15 protein-coding genes are annotated in these 15,745 nt (G+C 74.3%); 4 read left to right on the top strand and 11 right to left on the bottom strand.

Going from position 1 to position 15,745, the window contains the following annotated elements; all coding sequences use genetic code 11:
* Positions 1-5 precede the first annotated feature (5 nt).
* A complete protein-coding gene (locus tag ACGFZL_RS17155) occupies positions 6-593 on the bottom strand; it encodes a TIGR03086 family metal-binding protein (protein WP_393692450.1) in 588 nt (195 codons plus the stop codon).
* A 107-nt stretch (positions 594-700) separates the two neighbouring features.
* Between ACGFZL_RS17155 and ACGFZL_RS17150 the strand changes: the two genes are divergently transcribed.
* On the top strand, positions 701-1,549 hold the full coding sequence (locus ACGFZL_RS17150) for a DUF6597 domain-containing transcriptional factor (protein ID WP_393692448.1): 849 nt from the start codon (positions 701-703) through the stop codon (positions 1,547-1,549).
* A 127-nt stretch (positions 1,550-1,676) separates the two neighbouring features.
* Here ACGFZL_RS17150 and ACGFZL_RS17145 read toward each other — a convergent pair whose 3' ends face one another.
* On the bottom strand, positions 1,677-4,148 hold the full coding sequence (locus ACGFZL_RS17145; RefSeq protein ID WP_393692446.1) for an ATP-dependent Clp protease ATP-binding subunit: 2,472 nt from the start codon (positions 4,146-4,148) through the stop codon (positions 1,677-1,679).
* 156 nt (positions 4,149-4,304) lie between these two features.
* Here ACGFZL_RS17145 and ACGFZL_RS17140 point away from each other — a divergent pair, with 156 nt between their 5' ends.
* The gene (locus ACGFZL_RS17140; protein ID WP_355173885.1) at positions 4,305-5,135 is read left to right on the top strand and encodes a MerR family transcriptional regulator; all 831 of its coding nucleotides are present in this window, start codon (positions 4,305-4,307) and stop codon (positions 5,133-5,135) included.
* A 49-nt stretch (positions 5,136-5,184) separates the two neighbouring features.
* Here ACGFZL_RS17140 and ACGFZL_RS17135 read toward each other — a convergent pair whose 3' ends face one another.
* The 5 genes from ACGFZL_RS17135 to ACGFZL_RS17115 form a co-directional block, all read right to left on the bottom strand.
* Positions 5,185-5,889: a glycosyltransferase gene (locus ACGFZL_RS17135; protein ID WP_393692444.1), complete on the bottom strand. Its 705-nt coding sequence runs from the start codon at positions 5,887-5,889 to the stop codon at positions 5,185-5,187.
* Positions 5,886-6,512: a class I SAM-dependent methyltransferase gene (locus ACGFZL_RS17130; protein WP_393692442.1), complete on the bottom strand. Its 627-nt coding sequence runs from the start codon at positions 6,510-6,512 to the stop codon at positions 5,886-5,888. The genes ACGFZL_RS17135 and ACGFZL_RS17130 overlap by 4 nt, the downstream gene beginning before the upstream one ends.
* A complete protein-coding gene (locus ACGFZL_RS17125; RefSeq protein WP_393692440.1) occupies positions 6,509-7,309 on the bottom strand; it encodes a PIG-L deacetylase family protein in 801 nt (266 codons plus the stop codon). The genes ACGFZL_RS17130 and ACGFZL_RS17125 overlap by 4 nt, the downstream gene beginning before the upstream one ends.
* Positions 7,306-8,187, bottom strand: coding sequence for an acyl-CoA dehydrogenase (locus ACGFZL_RS17120; protein WP_393692438.1), 882 nt, complete (start codon positions 8,185-8,187; stop codon positions 7,306-7,308). Before ACGFZL_RS17120 ends, ACGFZL_RS17125 begins: the two co-directional genes overlap by 4 nt.
* A 264-nt stretch (positions 8,188-8,451) precedes the next feature.
* Positions 8,452-8,910: a VOC family protein gene (locus ACGFZL_RS17115; RefSeq protein WP_393692436.1), complete on the bottom strand. Its 459-nt coding sequence runs from the start codon at positions 8,908-8,910 to the stop codon at positions 8,452-8,454.
* Positions 8,911-9,034: 124 nt separating this feature from the next.
* Here ACGFZL_RS17115 and ACGFZL_RS17110 point away from each other — a divergent pair, with 124 nt between their 5' ends.
* Entirely contained in the window at positions 9,035-9,736 is a 702-nt protein-coding gene (locus ACGFZL_RS17110; protein WP_393692434.1) for a TetR/AcrR family transcriptional regulator, read from the top strand.
* 34 nt (positions 9,737-9,770) lie between these two features.
* Positions 9,771-10,928 (top strand): FAD-dependent oxidoreductase, encoded by a 1,158-nt coding sequence (locus ACGFZL_RS17105; RefSeq protein ID WP_393692432.1) that lies wholly within the window; start codon positions 9,771-9,773, stop codon positions 10,926-10,928.
* A 22-nt stretch (positions 10,929-10,950) separates the two neighbouring features.
* Here ACGFZL_RS17105 and ACGFZL_RS17100 read toward each other — a convergent pair whose 3' ends face one another.
* The 4 genes from ACGFZL_RS17100 to ACGFZL_RS17085 all read right to left on the bottom strand — a co-directional run bounded on the left by ACGFZL_RS17100 (position 10,951) and on the right by ACGFZL_RS17085 (position 15,703).
* Complete coding sequence (locus ACGFZL_RS17100) at positions 10,951-11,217, bottom strand: GlsB/YeaQ/YmgE family stress response membrane protein (protein ID WP_355173870.1); 267 nt, start codon at positions 11,215-11,217, stop codon at positions 10,951-10,953.
* A gap of 105 nt (positions 11,218-11,322) precedes the next feature.
* Positions 11,323-13,827 (bottom strand): glycosyl hydrolase 2 galactose-binding domain-containing protein, encoded by a 2,505-nt coding sequence (locus tag ACGFZL_RS17095; protein WP_393692430.1) that lies wholly within the window; start codon positions 13,825-13,827, stop codon positions 11,323-11,325.
* 17 nt (positions 13,828-13,844) lie between these two features.
* The gene (locus ACGFZL_RS17090; RefSeq protein ID WP_355173866.1) at positions 13,845-14,720 is read right to left on the bottom strand and encodes a carbohydrate ABC transporter permease; all 876 of its coding nucleotides are present in this window, start codon (positions 14,718-14,720) and stop codon (positions 13,845-13,847) included.
* A complete protein-coding gene (locus ACGFZL_RS17085; RefSeq protein ID WP_393692428.1) occupies positions 14,717-15,703 on the bottom strand; it encodes a carbohydrate ABC transporter permease in 987 nt (328 codons plus the stop codon). The genes ACGFZL_RS17090 and ACGFZL_RS17085 overlap by 4 nt, the downstream gene beginning before the upstream one ends.
* Between the last annotated feature and the right edge of the window lie 42 nt (positions 15,704-15,745).

Below are 15,745 nucleotides of genomic sequence, written 5' to 3'. Positions count from 1 at the left end.
CCCGCTCAGGGGCGGGTCCACCGCGGGTCGCGGCCGGTCAGGGCCAGCAGGCGGTCGAGCGGGGTGGCGTCCGCGCCGCCGTCGGGCAGCGGGTGCTCCGCGCCGAAGACGCCCATCCTCCGGGCCGTCGGCGCCAGCTCGGCGAAGGTCCCGAGGAGGGCGTCGACCACCGCGGGATCCGGGTCGTAGGGCCGGCCGGTCGCGCGGGCGAGGTCCCAGCCGTGCACGGTCAGGTCGCCCAGGGCCATCCGGCCGACCACCGGCGCGGGCATGTTCATCGCGCCCGTGCTGCCCTGGTCGGCGCCGGGCACGGCCCACGCGGCGACCAGGGCGTCGCACTCCGCGGCGAAGGCCTCGCGCCAGTCCTCCGCCGCGAGCCGGTCGGGCCCGGGCTCCTGGCCGAAATGCGCGTCCTCCTTGGCCGCGAGCCGCTGGAAGTTCACCACCACGTCGAAGAGGTGTGCGACGAGGGCCCGCGCGTCGTACTCGGCGCAGGGGGTCGGCGCGGCGAGGGCGGTGTCGGCGGTGCCGCGCACCAGGGGGACGGTGCGCTCCGTCGCCGACCTCAGCAGGTCACTGATGCTCTTCGTCATGGCTTCGACGCTAGGCGCCGGGGGCGGGCCCGTCTTGAAGGAACGCGACAGATCGAGGCAACGCGGCGAAGGAGTGGATGGGGACGGCCGCGTATAGCATCGGGATCATGGCCGGTCCGCGACGCGACACCCGGGGCATCGTCGACGCCCGGGACCTCTTCGCCCACGTGGACTTCCGCCGCCGCGAGCCCGCCCCCGCCCTGCGCCCGTACCTGGAGCACTACTGGCTGATCGACTGGGACCTGCCCGCGCCCTACGCGACGCATGTCGTGCCGCACCCCTCGGTGAACCTCGTCCTGGAGCGGGCCGCGGGCGGGGCGCCCCGGGGCGAGGTCGCGGGGGTGCTGGGCGGGCTGTGGACGCGGAAGCTGACCGGGCGGGGACGGGTGTGCGGGGTGCAGTTCCGGCCCGGGGGGTTCCGGCCGTTCGCGCCCCGGCGTCCCGTGTCGTACTGGACGGGCCGGCATGTACCGCTGCCCCAGGCGTGCGCCGAGCTGGGAGACGGCGGGCCCGGCGTCCGGGCGGCGGCAGAGGCGGTGTCGGCCCGCGCGACCGGCCCGGAGCCGGAGGACGAGCGGGTCGCCGCCCTCGACGCCTTCCTGCTCGGCCTCGGGCCCGAGCCGACCGACGGGACCCGCGCGGCCCTGGCGCTGGTGGAGCGGGTGCGGGCGGACCGATCGGTTCGCCGCGCGGCCGACCTCGCCGCGACGGAGGGGGTCTCGGTCCGCGCCCTGCAACGCCTGTTCGCCGCGCACGTCGGGGTGGGTCCCAAGTGGGTCATCCTGCGCTACCGCATCCACGAGGCGCTGGAGCGCGCCGAGTCGGGCGGGGACGTCGACTGGGCGGACCTGGCGGGCGAGCTGGGCTACAGCGACCAGGCCCACCTGGTCCGGGACTTCACCACGACGGTCGGGGTGCCACCGACCGCGTACGCGCGGCGGCTGACTGCTCTCTAGGACTGGTCTCTGGGACGGGTCTCTAGGACTGGGGCCGGCTGCCGTGGTTGGCGGCGTTCTTGCGGCGGGCCTTCTTCTTGCGGCGGCGCTTCGAGGACATGGGGCTTCCTTTCGTCGGGTCTTCCCGTCAGCTGTGCTTGCGCACCGTGCAGTGCAGGCTGTCCTGCTGCACGTCGGCGACGATGGTGTCGCCGGGCTCGGCCTCGCCGCCCAGGAGGAGGTCGGCGATGCGGTTGTCGAGTTCGGTCTGGATGGTGCGGCGCAGCGGCCGGGCGCCGAACGCCGGCTGGTGGCCGTGGGCGACGAGCAGTTTCTTGGCCGCCTCGGTCACCTCCAGGCGCATGCCCTGCGCGTGCACGCGGCGCTCGCTCTGGCCGAGCAGGTGGTCCACGATCTCGCCGAGGTCGTCCTCGGTGAGGCCGTGGAAGACGATGATGTCGTCGATGCGGTTGAGGAACTCCGGCAGGAAGCGGGTCCGCAGCTCCGCCATCAGCTCGTCCTTCAGCTCCGAGACGTCGCCCTGGTGGTCGAGGATGCGCGGGGCGCCGATGTTGGAGGTCATGATGACGACGCAGTGCCGGAAGTCGACGGTGCGGCCCTGCGCGTCGGTGAGGCGGCCGTCGTCGAGGATCTGCAACAGGGTGTTGAAGATGTCCGGGTGGGCCTTCTCCACCTCGTCGAACAGGACCACGCTGTACGGGCGGCGGCGCACCTTCTCGGTGAGCTGGCCGGCCTCCTCGTAGCCGACGTAGCCGGGCGGGGCGCCGACCAGGCGGGCGACGGTGTGCTTCTCCTGGAACTCGCTCATGTCGAAGCGGATCATGCGGTCCTCCTCGCCGAACAGCAGCTCGGCGAGGGTCTTGGCCAGTTCCGTCTTGCCGACGCCGGTGGGCCCGAGGAAGAGGAAGGAGCCGACGGGGCGGTTCGGGTCGCCCATGCCGGCCCGGTTGCGCCGAACGGCCCGTGAGACGGCGGTGACGGCCTCCTCCTGACCGACGACGCGGGCGTGCATGTCCTCCTCCAGGCGCAGCAGCCGCTCCTTCTCGCCGGCGGTGAGCTGGGCGACCGGGATGCCGGTGCGGCGGGAGACGACCTCGGCGATGTCGTCGGCGGTGACCGAGACGACGCCCTCGCGTCGCTCCTCGATGCCGGCCAGCTCGCCCTCCGCCTCGGCGATCTCCCGCTTGAGCCGGGCGGCCCGGTCGAAGTCCTCGGCCGCGACGGCCTGTTCCTGCTCGCGGCGCAGCCCGGCGATGCGGTCCTCGCGGCCGACCACCTCGGTGGAGCGGCCGGCGCTGCGCAGCCGCACCCGGGCCCCGGCCTGGTCCATCACGTCGATGGCCTTGTCTGGCAGGAAGCGGTCGCTGACGTACCGGTCGGAGAGTTCGGCGGCGGCGGCCAGGGCGCCGTCGGCGAAGCGGACCTGGTGGTGGGCCTCGTAGGCGTCGCGCAGGCCCTCGAGGATCTGGACCGTCTCCTCGACGGAGGGCTCGGGCACCATCACCGGCTGGAAGCGGCGCTCCAGCGCGGCGTCCTTCTCGACGTACCTGCGGTACTCGTCGATGGTCGTGGCGCCGACCACGTGCAGCTCGCCGCGCGCGAGGGCGGGCTTGAGCATGTTGCCGGCGTCCATGGAGCCCTCGCCGGTCGCTCCGGCGCCGACGACGGTGTGCAGTTCGTCGATGAAGAGGATGATCTCGCCCTCGGCCCTCTGGACGTCCTCGATGACCTTCTTGAGGCGTTCCTCGAACTGGCCGCGGTACTGCGCGCCGGCCACCATGCCGGACAGGTCGAGCGCGACGACCCGCTTGTCCTTGAGGGTGTCGGGCACCTCCCCGGCCACGATGCGCTGGGCAAGCCCTTCCACGATGGCGGTCTTGCCGACGCCGGGTTCGCCGATGAGCACGGGGTTGTTCTTGGAGCGGCGGGAGAGGATCTCGACGGTCTGCTCGATCTCCTCGGCCCGCCCGACCACTGGGTCGAGCTTGCCGGCCTTGGCCTCCTCGGTCAGGTCGCGGCCGAACTCGTCCAGCGTCGTGGCACTTCGGCCGCGCTCGGGGGCGGGGCGGCCGGCCTGCTCGGTGAGGCCGGCCAGCTTGCGGGCGTCCTCGCCGTCCGCGCCCAGCAGCCGGGCGGCCCCGGAGTCGGCGCCGTCCAGGAGCGCGCCGAGGATGTGCTCGGGGCCGATGTAGGAGACGCCGGCGGCCTGGGAGCGGGCGTAGGCAGTGGTGAGGGTGCGCTTGGCGGCAGGGGTGAGGCCCGGCTCGGCGGAGGGCTCGCCGGCCTCCCTGGGCAGGATCTCGGCGATGCGGTCGCCGAGGGCCTCGGGGTCGACGCCGGCCCGGGCGAGCAGGGAGCGGGCGGGGTCGACCTTGGTGGCCGCCCAGAGCAGGTGCTCGGTGTCGAGGTCGCCGGTGCCGTCCTCCAGCGCCCGGCGGGCGGCGAGGTTGAGCAGTTCCTGCGCGGACTCGGTCAGCAGCCGCCCGATCGGCACCCGCTGCACCGCCGGGGGTGAGGAGGCGGGCGACATGCCGAAGAACCGGTTCAGCAGCTCGCTGAAGGGGTCCGACGACCCGAAACCGAACGACGACATCGACATGGCAGCTCCTGCAACGGCTCGACGAACCCCCTCCCACCGAAACGCCTCCCCGGGCACCGCGCAAACGGAGCCGCCCCGCGCCGGTGGGGCGAGGAGGGCCGGTCATAGGGTCAGGTTGACCCTCACACCGTGTCAGGGGATGGACTCGGAGACGTCATGTTCACCATCGGAGACTTCGCCCGGCACGGCCGCGTCTCGGTCCGGATGCTCAGGCACTACGACGCGACCGGGCTGCTGCGCCCGGCCCGCGTCGACCCCGCCACCGGCTACCGGTACTACACGGCCGCCCAGTTCACCCGCCTCAACCGCGTCATCGCGCTCAAGGATCTCGGGTTCACCCTGCACCAGGTGCGGGACATCGTGGACGAGCAGATCGGTACCGAGGAGCTGCGCGGCATGCTGCGGCTGCGGCGCGCGGAGCTGGCGGACGCGATGGCCGCCGCGGCGGCCCGGCTGGTCCAGGTCGAGGCGAGACTCCGGTCGATCGAGAGCGAGGGGCGCATGCCCACGAACGACGTGGTACTGAAGCAGGTCCCGGCGACCCGGGTGGCGGAGCTGACCGCCACCGCCGCGAGCTTCGCGCCCGCGGACATCGGGCCGGTCGTCGGGCCGCTGTACGAGGAGCTGTTCCGGCGCCTGGCGGCGGCGGGCGTCGCCCCGGCGGGTGTCGGCATCGCCTCCTACGAGGACGCCCCCGAGGGCGGCGGCCGCATCCTGGTGCACGCCGCCGTCCAGGTCGCCGCGTCGGTGCGGGACGGCGACTTCCGGGTCCTCGACCTGCCGCCCCTGGAGCGGGCGGCGACGATCGTGCACCACGGGTCGATGGACACGGTGCTGCCGACGGCCCAGACGCTGGCCCGGTGGATCGACGGCAACGGATACCGCTCGGCCGGCTATCCGCGGGAGGTCAGCCTGGAGTGCCCGCCGGACCGGGACGCCTGGGTGACCGAGCTGCAGGAACCGGTGACGGAGCGCCCGGCCCCCTGACCGGTCGGCCGGTGCGGGCCCGCGCTCACCGGACGCGGGCCCGCCCGGTTCAAGCGCCCGCCGGATACGGCAGCGCGGCCAGGTAGGCGCCGAAGCCGTCGCGGGCGCGGGCGGTCAGGCGCGGGGAGGTGAGGACGGGGGCGTGGGCGGTGCGCAGGACGCGGTGGCCGTGGCGCTCCAGGGCCGCCACCAGCGCGCGGTCCTCGCCGGTGGCCAGCGGCGGGAAGCCGCCGACGTCCAGGTACGCGACGGCGGCGACGCCCAGGTTGGCGCCGTGCACGTGCGGATGGTGCCAGACGGCGCCGCCGGCCGGCCGGGTCGCCTCGTAGCGGGTCCGGTGCGGTGCGGCCAGCGGGGAGGTGGGCGGCAGGACCACGGTGCCGACGACGGCGTGCCAGCCCTCGCGGGCCCGGGCCAGCTGGTGGACGAGCCAGTCGGCGGGCACCGTGCTGTCGGCGTCCGTGGTGGCGATCCAGGCGTCCGCCGGGCCGCCGGGCCAGTGGTCCAGGGCATGGCGCGCGCCCGCGTGCCGGGCCGCCCCGGGGTTGCGGCGGTCGGTGGTGACGACCCGGGCGCCGGCCGCGCGGGCGACGGCGGCGGTCCGGTCGCGGCAGGCGTCCGCCACGACGACGGTCTCCACGCGAACACCGGCGAGACCGGGGTGCCGGGCCGCCGCCGCGAGCGCCGCGAGCGCGTGCGGGAGCAGGGCCTCCTCGTCGTGGGCGGGCACGACGACGGCCACCCGCCCGGTCACACCAGTCCCTCTCCGGCCGCGACCGAGGACGCGCGCTCGCCGTCCGGCGCCGGCCTGCGGTGCACCTGGAGGACGAAGTCCTCCTCGCGGTGGTCGGCCAGCAGATCGAGGCCCGGCCGGCCGGCGAGGCGGTCGGCGACTCCGCTGCCGGTGGTCAGGTGCTCGGGCACCGGGTGGTCCCAGTGCACCGTGACGAGGGTGCCGCCCGGCTCGAGCGAGGCCAGCGTCCGCTCCAGGAGCCGGTCGAAGGCGGCGCCGTCGAGGTAGTAGAGCAACTCGGACAGGACGATCAGGTCGAAGCTCCCCTCCGGCCACTCCTCGGGCAGCAGCATGCGCCGCACCTCCACGTTCGGGAGGTCGCGGGTGCGGCGGCGGGCCGTGTCGGCCGCCGGGCCGACCCGGTCGCAGGCGAGCACGGCGTCGCAGCGGGCGGCCAGCCGGCGGGTCAGCTCGCCGACCGAGCAACCGGGCTCGAAGGCCCGCCGGTAGCGGGGCCGGGGCAGCGCGGCGACGGTCAGGTCGTACTTGCGCCGCTCGTACCAGCGCTCCGCGAGGCTCCAGGGGTCCTCGGTGTCGCGGTACATGGCGTCGAAGTACGTGTCGGGCGTGCGGGGGCGGGTCATCCGAACACCACCTCCCAGCCGCGCAGATGGTGGGCCAGCTCCTCCGGGGGCAGCACGGCGGCGTCCTCCGGACCCGGCCCCAGCGGCCGGATCTGGCTGGTGAAGCGCCGGACCGCGGCGTGCTTGCGCACCCGCACCGCCGGCGGCAGATCGATCCGGGAGGCCGTCTCCCAGGGGACCCGGGAGTCGTCGGGCGCGGCCCAGTGCCACAGCCACACCGGGTAGAGCCGGCACGGCACGGACGCGGCCTCCGCGGCGGCCAGCGCCGCGCGGCCCACCGCCTCGTGGTCGCCGTGCACGTCCCCCGTCCACGGCGCGAGGCAGAGCGCGGCCCCGGCGAGGAGCCGGCTCAACTCGCCGGTCAGGCGCTTCTCGTGATCGGCCACGCCGGTGTCGGGCAGGCGCAGCCGTACGATCTCGGCGTCCCGCGCGCCCAGTTCGTCGAGCGCGTCGCGCAACTCGCGGGCGCGCACGGCGGCGAGGCGGTCGGGGGTCATGCGGGTGCTGCCCGGGTGGGAGCCCTCGCCGTCGGTCACGGAGACCACGGTGAGCGCGACCCCCGCCGCCGCGAGGAGGGCGAGGGCACCGCCGGCGCCCAGCACCTCGTCGTCGGGGTGGGCGGCGGCCACGACGACCCGGCCGGCCGTGGGCAGCGGGCAGCGGGGCATGCGGAGCCAGCCGTCCCAGGCCCGCCAGCGCGCCTCGTCGGTGCCCGGGGCCTGGATCGGATCGGCGTACGTGGTGCCGGCGTCGGGACCGGTGTGCGGGCCGGCCTCGGCGCAGCGCTCGGCGGTCACCGGCCCGCCCCGTCCCCGTCGCCGCGGGCCACCCGCTCCCCCAGCGCCGCGAGGTCCCGCTCGGCGTGGTGCTGGCGAACGTAGACGGCGAGGTCGGTGGCGGCCCGGGCATGGCCGGCGTCGCGGCACAGCGGCCCGGCCCCGGTCGCGCGGCCGACCCGGTCGAGGACCTCGGCGCACGTCTCGGCGACCAGCGCCCGCACCCGCAGCGCCCGCAGGGCCGCGGTGCCGGTCTCGTCCAGCGGGTCGGCGTCGATCTCGTCCGCCGCCCGGTCGAGCACCGTCCGGGCCGCGTGCAGCCTCAGGTCGACGGCGCCGGTGTGCGCGTCGGTGAACAGGTCGGCGCGCCGCGCGGCCCGCTCGTACAGCACCCGCGCCACGGCCTCGGCCCCGCCGAGCCAGCAGGCGGCCACGCCGACCCCGCCGTGGTGGAAGCCGGGCCGGCGCAGGTACGCCTCCACCTCGCCGACCGGGATGGCCGGCACGTGGGTGAACCGGACGTCGGGGCTGTCGCTGCCGGCCATGCCGATCGCGGGCCAGGTGCCGGGCACCGGGTGGCAACCGGGGCCGTCGGCCGATGCGGCGGCACCGTCCGATGCCGCGGTGCCTACCGCGAACAGCCGCCGCCCGTCCTCGGCGCGCGCGGTGACCAGGGCGTGGGTGCAGGTGTGCGCGCCCGAGCAGTACTGCTTGAGGCCGTCGAGCACCCAGCCGTCGCCGGTGCGGGTGGCGGTCAGGCCCGGGCCCGGCGGTTCCGCGGCCCACACCGCCCAGTACTGCCCGAGCACGACCGGCTCCTGCCCCAGCTCGGCGAGGATCGCCGCGGCGTCGAGATGGCCCTCCACCAGCCGGGCCACGGCGAGGTCGTCGCGGGCCACCGCGCTCAGCGCGTCGAAGCGGGCCCGGGTGCCGCCGCTGCCGGGGAGCGGGCAGTCCTGGGCGCCGACGGCCAGGGCGTCGACGTACCGGACGAACCCGGCGGCTGCCGCGCTCCCCTCCGGACCGAGGTCCGCCCCTGTCCCGGGTCGCCGTGCCCTCGCCCGCCGGCCGGCGTGCGGTCGACGGCGGTGTCGCCTCCTGCATGGACGGTGCTCCTCGCTCTGCGGTGGGCCGGTGCACCTAAGTGCCCCTGACGTGCGCGGCTACACCCGGCTGTCGGGCGGCGTGGCGACGAACACGCAGAACGGGTGGCCGTCGGGGTCCCGGTACACACGGAAGGGCTCGTCGTCCCCGGCGTCGGAACGCTCGCGGTCGGCCAGCAGGGTGCCGCCGAGGGCGAGGACCCGCTCGTGCTGCCTCCGCAGCTCGGCCACCGAGTCCACCCCGAGGTCGAGGTGCAGTTGCTGCGGCACCGGGCCGTCCGGCCAGGTCGGCGCGGTGAGCCGCGCGACCTGCTGGACGGCGAGCTGCGGGCTGCCGTCGGGGGTCCTGAGCACCAGCCAGTCGCGTCCCCGCTCATCGGGGCGTCCGACGGGCGGCGGTTCGTCTCCCGCGCGGTAGACCAGGCCGAGGAGGGCCCGGTAGAACTCGGCCAGCCGCCGGGCGTCGGTGCTGTCAAGGACGGTCTGTACCAGTCGGATACCGCTCTTCTCTTGGGTCACAGAATCCGGACTGCCCCGTGCCGGGCCTTCCTAGCGCCCGCGGACGGTCAGAACCGCACCGAGTATCACGAACATGTTCGCTACGAACTTGTTCTTGACGAACATGTTCGTTCACACTGGACCCATGACCCCGCGCACTCCCGCTCCCCGCAGCCGCCGCGACCGGCCGGCCAAACCCGCCCTCTCCTACCAGGGGATCGTCGCCGCCGCGGTGCGGGTGATGCGCGCGGAGGGGCTCCAGCGCGTCACCATGCGCCGCCTCGCCCAGGAGCTCGACACCGGTCCCGCCTCGCTGTATGTCTACGTCGCCAACGCGGCGGAGCTGCACGCGGCGATCCTGGAGGAGCTGCTCGGCGCCGTCGACCTCGGCCCGGTCACCGCACGGGGCGAGTGGCGGGAGCGCCTCGGCGCGGTCCTCACCTCCTACACCCTCATGCTGTTCGAGCACCCGAGCCTCGCCCACTCCGCCCTGGTGGCGCGCCCTTCCGGGCCGCACTACCTCGCCCTGGTCGAGGGGATCCTCGCCCTGCTGGACGAGGGCGGCGTGCCGGGCACGCAGGCGGCCTGGGGCGTGGACGTCCTGCTCCAGGTCGCCACCGCGACGGCCGCCGAGCAGTCCTCCCGGGACCGGGCCCCCGGCGCCGAGCAGGAGCACGACGCGTTGCTGACCGCGCTCGACCGGGCGGGCACCGACACCCACCCGCGGATCGCCGCGCTCCGCGCCGACCTGGTCTCCGGCACCCCTGCCACGCGCCTGGCGTGGACCTTCCGCATGGTCGTCAACGGAGCCGGCAGCACGCCGATCCCCACCGACCCCACCCCCTGACTCCCGAAGAGCACCAGAAGAAGCGAGGTACGACATGAACACCCCCCACCACCCCGTAGCGATCGTCGGCGGCGGCCTCAGCGGCCTCGTCCTCGCCCGCGTCCTGCACGTCAACGGCATCGGGTCGACCGTCTTCGACCTGGAGGCGGACCGGCACGCCCGGGTGCAGGGCGGCATGCTCGACATCCACGTGGAGACCGGCCAGGCCGCTCTGCGCGCCGCCGGGCTGCACGAGGCGTTCCTCGCCAAGGTCCACCCCGGCGGCCAGGCCCTGCGGGTCCTGGACCGGGACGCCCGGGTGCTGCGCGAGGAGGCGGACGACGCCGAGGGCGGACGCCCCGAGATCGACCGCGGCGATCTGCGCGACCTGCTGCTCGACTCGCTGCCCGAGGGCACCGTCCGCTGGGGCGCCAAGGTCACCGGCGCGAAGCCGGTTGCGGACGGCGGGCACGAGGTGACGCTCGCCGACGGCACCGTCCTCACCGCGGGGCTGCTCGTCGGCGCCGACGGCGCCTGGTCCCGGATCCGTCCGCTGCTCAGCGACGCCCGGCCCGCCTACACCGGCATCTCCTTCGTCGAGCTGGACCTCCTGGACGCCGACGCCCGCCACCCCGCGAGCGCCCGGCTGATGGGCGGCGGCATGTTCTTCGCGCTCGGCGACCACCGGGGCTTCCTCGGCCACCGGGAGTCCGACGGCAGCCTGCACGTCTACACCGCGCTGCGCAGCCCCGAGGAGTGGCTGTCCACGATCGACTTCACCGACCAGGCGGCGGCGAAGGCGGCGGTCCTGGCCCACTTCGCCGACTGGGCACCGGAGCTGCGCCGGCTGGTCGATGACGCCGACGGCCCGCTGGTGCCGCGCCTGATCCACGCGCTGCCGGTCGGCCTGCGCTGGGAGCGCGTCCCGGGCGTGACGCTGCTCGGCGACGCCGCCCACCTCATGTCGCCCTTCGCCGGCGAGGGCGCCAACCTCGCCATGATCGACGGCGCCGACCTGGGCCGGGCGCTCGCCGCCCACCCAGGCGACGCGGAGGCCGCGCTGGCCGCGTACGAGGAGGTGATGTTCGCGCGCGGCGAGGCGACCGCGCGGGACTCGGCCGAGTCACAGGAGATCCTGTTCCACGACCGCGCCCCGCAGCCCCTCCTGGACATGTTCGCCGGCTTCGACGCGTCCCGCCCCGAGGCGTCCTGAGCCGCGCGGGCGGCCGGGGCCGTCAGTCCCGGGAGTTGCCGAACAGCAGGCGGTAGGCGATCAGCAGGACGAGGGCGCCGACGATGGCGGAGCCCCAGGTCGCGGCGTCGAAGAAGTCGCGCTGGACGGGCCGGTCGAGGAACTTCGCCGACAGCCAGCCGCCGAGGAAGGCGCCCGCGATGCCGATCACGGTGGTGCCGACCAGGCCGCCCGGGTCCCGGCCGGGCAGCAGTACCTTCGCGATCACTCCGGCGATCAGTCCCAGCACCAGCCAGGCCAGAAGTCCCATGTCCGCCGTACTCCTCTCGGACACCCGCGCCGGGGCGGCCGGGTGTCGGTGGGCTCGATGTCTCCGTCCTGGATGACGATCGAGCCCCCGCCCCCGGTTCCGTGCTCAGCGCGACGCGTCGCCGAAGAGGATCGGCGCACCCGAACCGTTGACCGCGCGGAGGGCTCCCTGCAGCGCCTCGGGGGCCTCGCCGTCCCAGCCGGCGACGGCGACCTCGGCGCTCTCCCCCGGCAGCAGCGTCACCAGGCCGCGGTCGGCGCGGGCGTCGGGGTGCAGGCGGTCGGCCTGCAGGAGCAGGTCCCGCAGCAGGGTGTGCGCGGTCACCGTCACCCGGGCGCCCCCGTCCTCCCGGGTGACCTTGACGACGGCCTCGGCGGGCGGGTAGGCGAACTGCCGGTCCGGCACCGCGAAGTGCACGGCGCGCAGGCCGTCCGCGTCGGCGACGAGGAACTCCCGGCGCGGGTCGTCCGGCGTGGTCAGGGTGTCGGGCAGCTCGATGTCGGCCACCGCGCGCGCCGGTACGTCGACGGGCACCCGCTGCTCGGCCGGCACCGCGCCGTGGACGTCGAGGCGGCGCACCGACGCCGCGCAGCTCCAGGGCGTGGCGCTCTGGTTCACCGCGGTCAGGACCAGCCGGCCGTCCCGGCGCCTGAGGGTGAGCAGGCGGTCGGCGTAGAGGCGGCCCAGTTCGTGGTAGAGCGGCTTCTCGCGTTCGTCGCCGTCGACGGCGGCCCAGCTGGTGACCGGCCAGCAGTCGTTGAGCTGCCAGAGGATCACGCCGGCGCAGTGCGGCCAGTGCGCGCGCCAGTGCTCGACGCCGGTGGCGACGGCGCGCACCTGGTTGACCTGGGTCAGGTAGTGCCAGGTGTCGTAGTCCTCGGGGGCGGCGAAGTGCGGGGCGAGGCCGCGGGCGAGCTTGCCGTTGCCGTCCTCGGCCTTCTGGTGGTGCAGGACGCCGGGCGAGTCGGGCGTCAGCGGGTCGTCGGTGACGGCGCGCCGCAGGGTGGCGTGGGCCGGGGGCGCCTGCCAGCCGAACTCGGCGACGAAGCGGGGCACGTCGTCGCGGTAGGCGGAGTGGTCCAGGCGGTTCCACACCTCCCAGGAGTGGCTGGTGCCGTGGGCGGGGTCGTTGGGGTGCAGTTCGCGCGAGCCGGACCAGGGGCTGCCCGCCCAGTAGGGCCGGGTCGGGTCGGTGGCGGCGACGACGCGCGGGAGGACGTCCAGGTAGTAGCCCTCGCCCCAGGAGGCGCCGGCGAGCTGCGGCTCCCACTCCCAGTCGCGGAAGCCCCACAGGTTCTCGTTGTTGCCGTTCCACAGCACCAGGGAGGCGTGCGGCATCAGGCGGACCACGTTCTCGCGGGCCTCGGCCTCGACCTCCGAGCGCAGCGGCTCCTCCTCCGGGTAGGCGGCGCAGGCGAAGAGGAAGTCCTGCCAGACCATCAGCCCTAGCTCGTCGCAGATGTCGTAGAAGTCCTCGCTCTCGTAGACGCCGCCGCCCCAGACGCGGACGAGGTCCACGCCGGCCGCCGCCGCCTGGGTGAGGCGGCGCCGGTAGCGGGCCGCGTCGACGCGGGTGATCAGGGCGTCGTCGGGGATCCAGTTGACGCCGCGCACGAAGGTGCGCACGCCGTTGACGACGAGGGTGAAGCCGCTGCCCGCGGCGTCGGCGGAGGTGTCCAGCTCGACGGTGCGGAAGCCGACGCGGCGCTCCCATCCGTCCAACGGCTCGCCGGGCGCGTCGGCGTCGGTGAGGGTCAGGGCGCAGGCGTACAGGTGCTGGTCCCCGTAGCCGCGCGGCCACCAGAGGTCGGCGTCCGGCACCTCGACGTCCACGTCGGCCGTCGTGGCGCCCGGCGGCAGCTCCACGCCCGCCTCGGCGTCGCCGACGCGGACCACGGCGCGCAGGGTGCGGTCGGCGCCGCCCTCGGTGCGCTCGACCTCCACGCGCAGCCGCACCCGCCCGGTGCCGTCGGCGCCGACGGTGACCTCCGGGCGGACCTCGGCGAGCCGGGCCACCGACCAGTGCTCCAGCCGGGCGGGCCGCCAGATCCCGGCGGTGACCAGGGTGGGGCCCCAGTCCCAGCCGAAGGAACTGGCCATCTTGCGGACGAAGTTGAAGGGCTCGGGGTAGGCGTTGGGGCGGGGCCCGAGCAGGTCGCGCACGCGTTCCGCCTCCTGGTAGGCGGAGGTGAAGTCGACCTCGAGGAGCGTCCCGGGGCCGCCGCCCGTCCGGCCGGTGACGTCGTACCGGTAGGAGCGGTGCATGTTGCGGGTGGCGCCGAGCCGTTCCCCGCCGAGCCGGATCTCGGCGACCGTGTCCAGGCCGTCGAAGACGAGGTCGGTGCGCTCGTGCCCGGCCGCGTCCGCGCCGGCGTCCAGGCGGGTGCGGTAGCTCCAGTCGGCGCGGCCGACCCAGGCCACTTCCGTCTCGTTGCGGTCCAGGAACGGGTCCGGGATCAGCCCGGCGGCCAGCAGGTCGGTGTGCACGCAGCCCGGCACGGCGGCGGGCAGTGCCGCGTCGAGCAGGGCGTCCGGCGCCTGGTCGGGGCGGTGCCTGGTGGTGTCCAGGCGCACGGTCCAGCCGTCGGTGAGGGGCGTGCTGACCTTCATGCGTACTCCTTGTTCGCTCACTTGGTGGCGCCGGCGGCGAAGCCGTTGTAGATGAATCGCTGCAGCGCGAGGAAGACCACCAGGCTGGGCACGATGACGAGTGCCGCGCCCGCGGAGATGACTTCCCAGTGGGCGCCGTAGGGGCCCTTGAAGCGGAACAGCGAGGTGGAGATGGTGCCGAGGCCGTCGCTCGGCATGTAGAGGAAGGGGATGTAGAAGTCGTTGTAGACGGCGACGCCCTTGACGATGACCACGGTGGCGATCGCCGGCTTCAGCAGCGGCAGGATGATGCGCCGGTAGATCGTGAAGGAGTTCGCGCCGTCCAGCCGGGCCGCCTCGTCGAGGGAGACCGGGATGGACCGGATGAACTGCAGGAAGATGTAGATCGACACGATGTCGGTGCCCATGTAGAGCAGGACGGGCGCCCACCGGGTGTCCATCACGCCCATGTTGTTGACGATCTGGTAGGTCGCGACCTGCGTGGTCACGCTCGGCACCAGCGAGGCGATCAGGAACAGCGCCATGACCAGCTTCTTGAGCGGGAAGTGGAAGCGGTCGATGGCATAGGCGGTCATGGAGCCGATCAGGACGGTGCCGAGCACCGAGAAGACCAGGATGAACGTGGTGTTCCCGAGGGCGCGCAGCATGTGCCCGTCGGTGAAGGCGACGGCGTAGTTGTGCAGGTTCAGCCAGTCGTCGGGCAGGGCCAGGGCGCTGTCGTCGGCCATCTCCCGGCTGCTGCGCAGGGAGGTGAGGAGGACGGCGGCCAGCGGTACGAGGACGACGGCGCTCGCGAGCACCAGGGAGAGGTACTTGAGGAACACGGCGAGGCGGCTGCGCAGCGGGGTGGTGGCCCGGCGCGGGACGGTGGTGGATCCGGTGGCCGTGGTCATGACTGCTCCACCCTCTCGTCCGGGAACAGCACCCGCTGCAACCAGGTGATCAGCAGGACGAACACCAGCAGCACGACCGCGGCGGCCGAGGCGAGCCCCGTCTTGTTGAAGTTGAACGCCAGCTTGATGGTCTGGATGACGAAGGTCTGGCTGTTGTTGGCGCCGCCGGTCATCACGTACGGGATCTCGAACACCGAAAGCGCCCCGGAGACCGCGAGGATGACGCTGAGCGAGACGATGGGCCGGATGCTCGGCGCGATGATGTGGCGGAACTGCTGCCAGCGGCTCGCCCCGTCCAGTGCGGCGGCCTCGTACAGCTCCGGCGGGATCGACTGGATGGCACCGATGAACAGCACCATGTTCAGGCCCATGAAGCGCCACACGGAGACGCCCGCGAGCGAGGTGTTGACCAGGTCGGGGTCGCCCAGCCACAGGTGGGGGCCGGCGCCGAACCAGTGCAGCACCGTGTCCAGGGTGCCGCCGGGCTGGAAGAAGTAGAGGAACACGAAGCCGATCGCCACGCCGTTGATCAGGTAGGGGAAGAACAGGATCCCCTTGAAGAGGTTGCGCAGCCGGGTGTTGAAGCTGAGCACCGTGGCGAAGTAGAGCGCCAGGCCGATCTGCACGGCCGAGCCGGCGAGGTAGAAGAGGCTGACCCAGAAGACGCGGAAGAGCTGCGGCCGGGTGAAGAGTTCGGTGTAGTTCTCCAGGCCGACGTACGCGCTCGTCGGGCTCAGGCCGTCAAAGTCGGTGAGGCTGTAGGAGAAGAGGCTGACCACCGGTACGCAGGTGAAGGTCACCAGGAAGGCGAGCGGGGCGATCAGGTAGAGCCACGGAGTGAACCAGCGGTGGCCGCGGCGGCTGCGGCGGGGGCGGCGGGCCCCTTCCGGCCGTGCCGTCTTGCGCGCGGGGGCGGCCGGCGCGTCCGGCGGCGGCAGGGTACGGGCGGGTGGGGTGCGGCCCGCGGTCCGCGGTGCGCTCATCCGGTCCTTCTTCCGATCGCCGCTGCGGTCAACGGCTGGTGG

This window comes from Streptomyces sp. NPDC048182 (assembly GCF_043202555.1).
Lineage (GTDB): Bacteria > Actinomycetota > Actinomycetes > Streptomycetales > Streptomycetaceae > Streptomyces.
Note: the sequence above shows the minus strand (reverse complement) of the source record. Positions and strands in the feature narration are given on the sequence as shown.

Coding starts and splice junctions, on each gene's coding strand:
- ACGFZL_RS17155 (WP_393692450.1), bottom strand. CDS start 593: ATGACGAAGAGCATCAGTGACCTGCTGAGGTCGGCGACGGAGCGCACC.
- ACGFZL_RS17150 (WP_393692448.1), top strand. CDS start 701: ATGGCCGGTCCGCGACGCGACACCCGGGGCATCGTCGACGCCCGGGAC.
- ACGFZL_RS17145 (WP_393692446.1), bottom strand. CDS start 4,148: ATGTCGATGTCGTCGTTCGGTTTCGGGTCGTCGGACCCCTTCAGCGAG.
- ACGFZL_RS17140 (WP_355173885.1), top strand. CDS start 4,305: ATGTTCACCATCGGAGACTTCGCCCGGCACGGCCGCGTCTCGGTCCGG.
- ACGFZL_RS17130 (WP_393692442.1), bottom strand. CDS start 6,512: ATGACCCGCCCCCGCACGCCCGACACGTACTTCGACGCCATGTACCGC.
- ACGFZL_RS17110 (WP_393692434.1), top strand. CDS start 9,035: ATGACCCCGCGCACTCCCGCTCCCCGCAGCCGCCGCGACCGGCCGGCC.
- ACGFZL_RS17105 (WP_393692432.1), top strand. CDS start 9,771: ATGAACACCCCCCACCACCCCGTAGCGATCGTCGGCGGCGGCCTCAGC.
- ACGFZL_RS17100 (WP_355173870.1), bottom strand. CDS start 11,217: ATGGGACTTCTGGCCTGGCTGGTGCTGGGACTGATCGCCGGAGTGATC.
- ACGFZL_RS17095 (WP_393692430.1), bottom strand. CDS start 13,827: ATGAAGGTCAGCACGCCCCTCACCGACGGCTGGACCGTGCGCCTGGAC.
- ACGFZL_RS17090 (WP_355173866.1), bottom strand. CDS start 14,720: ATGACCACGGCCACCGGATCCACCACCGTCCCGCGCCGGGCCACCACC.
- ACGFZL_RS17085 (WP_393692428.1), bottom strand. CDS start 15,703: ATGAGCGCACCGCGGACCGCGGGCCGCACCCCACCCGCCCGTACCCTG.